The organism is Microcoleus sp. Pol12A5 (assembly GCF_036701435.1).
In the GTDB taxonomy this organism is placed as follows: domain Bacteria; phylum Cyanobacteriota; class Cyanobacteriia; order Cyanobacteriales; family Microcoleaceae; genus Microcoleus.
Genome location: NZ_JAUBQU010000085.1, coordinates 20,451 through 27,589, shown reverse-complemented (window position 1 = coordinate 27,589; position 7,139 = coordinate 20,451). Strand labels below are relative to the sequence as shown.

Genomic DNA, 7,139 nt, shown 5'->3' with positions numbered 1-7,139 from the left:
CAAGGTGGGAATCATCAAGACTCCGAACCAACCGATGTAAATGCGGTTGTCTGTGCTTGTGACCCACTCACAAAAGCCTTCCCAGACGTTGGCGCTTTCGCGCTGCTGTAAGGTTGTTGTCATTTGTTTATGATTGCTTTATTTGGTTTTCAATGTTCGGATGATGTTTATATTATTAACGGTGTTGTTAAGGTTTGTAAAGGGGTTGAGCGACAGTTAAACTGATGAGTGTGATTAGAAAAGCTGATGAAAGGAGAGACAGGGGCGATCGCCCGATCGCGAAAAGATATGCCAGCGTGCTCTTCGGCGCACCTCAAGCCTAACGAACGGGAGCTATGGGAGGTGGAGAAGGTAGAGGAACAGGAGCGAGGACAGGTGGAGAAGCAGGGATGCGAGCAGGTGGAGAAATCCTGAACTGCTGGAGTTGCTGCGGGGTGAGCGATCGCAAAATTCTCAGTCCGAGAGTGTCTCGGGAGATGCTTAAAGCGTAGGATGGCTCCAAATACGGGCGGAAATTTGATTTGTTGTTCAAATAGCTTTCCATGAAAGCTAGGCTGAGTCCGCTGAGGTAGCGGCGGGCTAAAACTGGTTCCGGCCCAATGACCTCTGGTGGTGGCAGAAAGAGGCTTTGAGGGGAATCCTCGATCGTTGAGAAGTGAGTCCCGTTGTTCATCAGTACCAGATATTTGTTGGGCGATGTCAGCCATGTGAACGGTTGAATTTGTTCGAGCAAAGCGGGGGCGACGGTATCGGCGCTGCCTGCGATTAGCATGACTGGGATTTGGATCTTGCTGAGGTTTGTTTCTCCCAGAATGCTGCTGACGATCGGGTTAACGGCGATCGCAGCTTTGATGCGCGGGTCGCCGAAATTGTACTGGTTGCGCTCTAGGCCGCGGGCGCGGCACTGCAACAGTAGGGAGAGGTTCCAACTATCGTTTTCGACTCCGCAATCTTTGTCTAGCTGTGCAAAATTAATCCCCGCCCCGGCTAATGCTAAAGCCGTATAGCCCCCGAAAGACTGGCCGATGACACCCACCCGCTGCAAGTCGAGCTGCCCTTTATAGGCAGGATTGGTGGTCGAAAGTTGGGTTAAATAATCGAGCAAGTCTTTGATGTCGAGGGGGCGGTTGATAAATTCTGCTGGTTCTGCTACTTCATTCGCTCTGCCTGTTACTAAGTTTTGGATTTGTTGGGCGTTGCTGCCGGGGTGTTCGGGGACGGCGACCGCAAAGCCGTAGGAGGCTAGGTGTTTGGCTAAATACTCGAAGGAAAGGCGATCGGAACCTAAACCGTGGGAAATTACTACTACTGGAGCCGGTTGCGGGCTGCCCTGTGGCAGGTAAATGTCCATATCAAATGTGCGATCGCGATTTGGACTCGTCAAAGTTACCGATGATTTTTTCCAAGTATAGGGGCCCGGTAGCTGGGGCTGCAGCATTGCGGCAGGCGGTATGGTGGGTTCTAAAGCTGCTTGTGCTTCGGACAACTGGGCGACTCCGGCGATCGTCTGATTGGAACGGTTGATCAGCGATGTCAGCTCGTTGGCGATACCCAAGGCGCGGGCGATGTCAATCCTGATGCCATAGGTGGGGAATTTCCGCAGCACGTTGAGAATTGTCAGGCCTTCTGGATCTGAGGCTGCTAAAATCAGGGCGGCTCGGATGGCATAAAATCCAGGCTGCCGAGCTTTGGTTTGAATTACTCGGCCCAAGCGTCTCAGCAGCACTTCTCCTTGAGGCGTGTAAAGGAATTGGGCGATCGTCACCTGGCTGATTTCAGCTTTCGCTTGCAGGGCGCTGCGAATGTCAGCTAGCTGAGATTCTTTGATGTACTGAGCGAAGCCGTCCAAGTTCGAGTCTATTTTGCCTTGTTTAGCGAAGAGTGCCAGAGATTCGATGGGAACTGATTCTTCTAGCGGCCCGTAAGTTACGTAAATTCGCTCGGCACCCATTGCCGGTGCGGCAGTGCAAACAGCAGTGAATGCAAACAATCCTAGGTATTTTGGGGCGATCGACCGCCGAGCGCGAAGGGCAGCAGTGGAGAGGCTCGAAAACAGACAGTTCATAACTTTCACACCTAGGACTTCTAATAATTAGTCGGTGAAACGATGTAAATTGTTTCGCCACTTTTTAATGCCGAAAATCGCTCTGTTGGTTCGGATGCTTCGGAAATTAGGTTATCTTGGGAAGCATAGCCTTGAGAGCAATTTTCTGATTTGACAAGACTAGCTGAAATTTAAAATTCAACGCCGAGGGGTCAAACCTTTTGGAATGCCCATTGATTATTTTTTCAGCTATCGGGACTTAGACAAAAACTGAAGCCAAAATAGCTTCCAACCCAAATAGAGAAAAACTTTTAGCTCGAATGGGCATGAATCTAGTTATACCAAAGGTTTCAGGCATTTTTAGGCGATCGGCCTCTTTCTATTGCCAGCGAGGGGTTGGGGATCCTAAAGCGGCTCGAAAATGTTTAAGTCCCATTATTATGCAAGATATTTTCGATCGAGTTTGTAAGTACAGCCTGAGTGAGAGAATTTATGATGTTCAATGCAACTGCTATCCTGATTGACGCTTTTGTGCAAGAGCTGCAGGCCGGCTACCGTCGCACCTACGGCAAGTACAAGCCTGACTACCCTGAAATTATCGCCTGGGCAGGGACTATGGCTCTGGAAAATATCGCTAACTGCGATGCTCTGTACCACAATGTGGAACACACAATGCTCGTGGCTTTGGTGGGACAAGAGATTCTCCGGGGCAAGCATATTCGCGAAGGGGGAGTGTCGCCGGAAGATTGGCTGCACTACCTGATTTCGCTGCTGTGCCACGATATCGGCTACGTCAAAGGTGTTTGTCGCCAAGACCAAGAAGCTGTGGGACTCTACGCTACGGGTATTGACGGGGGTATGGTTTCTGTGCCGATCGGCGCAACTTCTGCCAGTTTAACTCCTTATCATGTCGATCGAGGAAAACTCGTAATTGACGAACGCTTCGGGGGCCACACATTAATTGATGCCGAACAAATCAAGCGTAATATTGAATTGACGCGCTTTCCAGTTCCTGCTAGCGAAACTCATCAAGACAGAAACAATTATTCTGGACTCGCTAGAGCCGCCGATTTGATCGGTCAGTTGAGCGACCCAAATTACCTGCGAAAAATAAGTGCCCTGTTCTACGAATTTGAGGAAGTCGGCACTAATAAAATCTTGGGATACAAGTCTCCGGGAGATTTGCGGCAAAATTACGCCAAGTTTTATTGGAATGGAGTTTTTCCTTACATTCCAGCAGCTTTGAACTACTTGGAATTGACCCAGGGAGGCAAACAGATTATTGCCAATCTCTATGCCAACGTATTTCAGGTTGAACACGCTGAACCGATCGCTTTCAACAAGACAAACGCTCATGAATTAATCACATCCCGCGCCGCTGGGAACTTGAACGGCGAAAAAGATAGTGATAACATTCAAGCTCCCTCCGGGGAAAACAAGAAATTTAGCGACTTTTTCGATTTGAATTTGTGATGAATTAACCAGCCTTATGCTGAAGCAAATCAAGCGAGCCAGAATTAGGAGTTTTTTAAATCTAGTTGCTGACTCGTCTTTTTATTAGCTATAATAGAGCTAATAAAGCGATGTGTGTTAAGGAGAGTTATGTCATGGCAAATAACAACATTGAAGTCGTTTTTAGCTTTGATACTACTGGCAGTATGTACCCTTGTTTGACGCAAGTTCGTCGGAAAATTAAAGAGACGGTAACGAGACTGCTAGATGAAATTCCTGGCATTCGCATTGGCATTATAGCTCACGGGGACTATTGCGATGCTGGCAGCACTTACGTAACTAAACACCTTGATTTGTCAGGCGATGTCGGCACAATTTGCAATTTTGTTCAAAATGTAGAGCCAACTGGCGGTGGCGATGCTCCAGAATGTTATGAATTAGTCTTGCACGAAGCTCAGTCACTTTCTTGGACTCCAACTAATTCCAAAACATTGGTACTAATTGGCGACGACATCCCGCACGCACCCGCTCAAACTCCTCAAAAACTTAACTGGCGTCAGGAAGTAGATAAGTTAACACAGATGGGAATTGCCGTTTACGGCATCCAAGCTCTCAACCGTCACCACGCCACTTTATTTTATAAAGAACTAGCCGAAAAATCAGGGGGTTTTCACCTCAATCTCGACCAATTTTCCTACATCACAGATTTATTTTTAGCAGTTTGTTACCAACAGTCATCTAACGAACAACTACAAGCTTACGAACAAGAAGTTGTCAGTCAAGGTCGCATGAGTCGCGGATTAAACAAGATGTTTGATACCATGCTCAAGCGGGAAGACATGGCTGTTTACGAATCCGCAGAATTGCGAGCCGTAAAACCGGGCAGATTTCAGATTCTAGAAGTAGACAGCGAGATTTCAATTAAAGCTTTTGTTCTGGAGAATGGTTTGACTTTTAAAACCGGGCGCGGGTTTTATGAATTTACTAAAACAGAAACTATCCAAGGTAAGAAAGAAATTGTGCTAATGGATCGTTCCACAGGGGATTTGTTTGAAGGAGAAGCAGCGCGAGAAATGTTGGGTTTGCCAATGGGCGAGACAGTCCGCATCAAACCGAGTAATCTAGAAAAGTATGCGGTTTTTGTGCAAAGTACCTCTGCGAATCGCAAGCTGATAGGGGGAACTCGTTTCCTTTATGAAGTTGAAGATTGGGATCGTTAATTAATCTTAAATGTCCAAATAACAACCGCAGATCGATGTAGATAAGGTTAAAATCTGTATTATCTGAGTTTGTGTTATGGTCTGCGGTTAAAAAATATACACTTTCAAATTAATATGCAACCCGAAATAGAGCAGCAAATTCAACAGTTGAGGCAACAGCTACAGGAAGCTAGCTATGCTTATTATGTTCTCGATGCGCCGATCATGCCAGATGAAGTGTACGATCGACTGTATCGCCAGTTGCAAGAATTAGAATCAGATTATCCGGAATTAATTACTGCGGAAAGCCCGACTCAGCGCGTGGGAGAACAGCCTGCTACTCAATTTTTTAGCGTCAAACACAATATTCCTCTCTACAGTTTGGAAAATGCTTTTAATTTTGAAGAATTTGCTAAATGGCAGGAACGCTGGCAAAGGGTAGCAGGGGAGAATGAGCCATTAACTGCTGAATATGTTTGCGAGTTAAAAATTGATGGTTCTGCTTTAGCATTAACCTATGAAAATGGGGTTTTAGTTCGCGGTGCGACGCGCGGAGACGGCATTGCGGGAGAGGAAATTACTCAAAATGTTAAGACTATTCGCTCGATTCCTTTAAAGCTCAATTTAGATAATCCGCCGCCTGTTGTGGAAGTGCGGGGAGAGGCTTTTTTGTCTTTAGCCGTGTTTGAGGAAATTAATCGGGAACGGGAAAAAGCTGGGGAACAATTGTTTGCTAATCCTCGCAATGCTGCGGCGGGTACGCTGCGACAGTTGGATTCTAAAATTGTGGATAAGCGACGGTTGGATTTCTTTGCTTATACTCTGCATTTAGATGAGGGTAACGAGGAGAAAACGCAGTGGGATTCCTTGGAATTGTTGCGACGAGTCGGGTTTAAGGTGAATCCCTATCGCAAAATTTGCTATTCTTTGGATGAGGTTCGCGAGTATTACGAATATTGGGATACTGAGCGGCGGAATTTGCCTTACATGACGGATGGGGTTGTTGTTAAGATTAATTCGGTGTTGCTGCAAAAACAATTGGGTTTTACTCAGAGGTTTCCGCGCTGGGCGATCGCACTGAAGTATCCCGCGGCCGAAGTGCCTACAATAGTAGAAGCTGTCACCGTGCAAGTAGGGAGAACAGGGGCTCTGACTCCTGTAGCAGAACTTAAACCGGTGCAGTTGGCTGGAACGACGGTTTCGCGGGCTTCTCTCCACAACAGCGATCGACTTTCCGATCTGAACCTGCACATTGGCGATACTGTAATTGTTAGAAAAGCTGGGGAAATTATACCAGAAGTTGTGCGAGTTTTGCCGGAACTGCGCCCCCAAAATGCTCAACTTTTCCAAATGCCTAGTTGCTGTCCTGAATGCGAACAGCCTGTGGTTCGGGAAAAGGGGGAGGCAGTTACTCGCTGCATCAATACATCTTGTCCGGCGATTTTGAGGGGTTCGCTGATTCATTTTTGCAGCCGGGATGCTCTGGATATTAACGGTGTTGGGGAAAAGCTGGTGCAGCAGATGGTTGATAGTAATCTGGTGCATTCTGCGGCGGATTTGTACGATTTGACTGCGGAAAGATTGATGAGTTTGGAACGCATGGGTAAGAAGTTAGCAGAAAAGTTGGTAAGTGCGATCGCCCAATCGAAAAATCAACCTTATTCGCGCGTACTTTACGGCTTGGGCATCCGGCACGTCGGCACAGTCAACGCTCAATTGCTGACAGAAAGGTTTGCAAATGTCGAAGAGTTAGCAGCGGTATCGGCGGCCTCGATTGAGGGGGTTTACGGCATCGGCCCGGAAATTGCTCAAGCTGTTTATCAGTGGTTTCGAGTTCCGGCAAATCAAAGTTTAATTGCACGGTTGAAAACTGCAGGCTTGCAATTGCAGTCAGAAGTTAAAAGTCAACATTTAGGGAACACCAATTTACAAATTTCAGGCAAAACTTTTGTGCTGACTGGAACTTTGCCCACTTTGAAACGAGATGAAGCTAAAGATTTGATTCAAAAAGCAGGAGGTAAAGTCACAAATTCTGTGAGTGCTAAAACAGATTATATGGTTGTGGGAGAAGATGCGGGTTCTAAGTTAGAAAAAGCTCAATCTTTGGGGATAGAACTACTGTCGGAAGCTGAGTTATTGGAACTTCTTGCAGGTTGAAATGATTGGTGAAAGTCAATATATCTCTCTTTGCTCTTTCTCTGCGCCCTCTGCGGCCTCTGCGGTTCGCAAAAAAAGCTGATTCACTTGGGTCGTTTTCAAAGAAAATCCCCAACAATTCTATTACCCTCGGTGTAAAATAGCCGATCGCGAATTGGGCAATACCTCAAAAGGCATAGAAATCGCGGTCGCACTTGCTGAATATACATACTTCCCCGGCGGTGCTGTCCGAATCGGTTGTCGGTACAGGCTAGTTTTGCTAAAATTTGATAAAGTTTGCAATAGCG

4 protein-coding genes and 1 pseudogene are annotated in these 7,139 nt (G+C 46.7%); 3 read left to right on the top strand and 2 right to left on the bottom strand.

Annotation, left to right across the window (positions count from 1 at the left end):
- Positions 1-123 (bottom strand): annotated as a pseudogene (locus QUA45_RS20335) (photosystem II q(b) protein); the annotation flags it as partial.
- 196 nt (positions 124-319) lie between these two features.
- Entirely contained in the window at positions 320-2,065 is a 1,746-nt protein-coding gene (locus QUA45_RS20330) for an alpha/beta hydrolase (protein ID WP_333221967.1), read from the bottom strand.
- A gap of 474 nt (positions 2,066-2,539) precedes the next feature.
- On the opposite strand from QUA45_RS20330, the gene QUA45_RS20325 reads away from it, so the two are divergent.
- The 3 genes from QUA45_RS20325 to ligA all read left to right on the top strand — a co-directional run bounded on the left by QUA45_RS20325 (position 2,540) and on the right by ligA (position 6,852).
- The gene (locus QUA45_RS20325) at positions 2,540-3,517 is read left to right on the top strand and encodes an Npun_R2479 family HD domain-containing metalloprotein (RefSeq protein ID WP_333100453.1); all 978 of its coding nucleotides are present in this window, start codon (positions 2,540-2,542) and stop codon (positions 3,515-3,517) included.
- A 134-nt stretch (positions 3,518-3,651) separates the two neighbouring features.
- Entirely contained in the window at positions 3,652-4,716 is a 1,065-nt protein-coding gene (locus QUA45_RS20320; RefSeq protein WP_333100451.1) for a vWA domain-containing protein, read from the top strand.
- A gap of 114 nt (positions 4,717-4,830) precedes the next feature.
- Positions 4,831-6,852, top strand: a complete 2,022-nt coding sequence (gene ligA / locus QUA45_RS20315) for an NAD-dependent DNA ligase LigA (protein ID WP_333221966.1) — start codon at positions 4,831-4,833, stop codon at positions 6,850-6,852.
- Positions 6,853-7,139 lie beyond the last annotated feature (287 nt).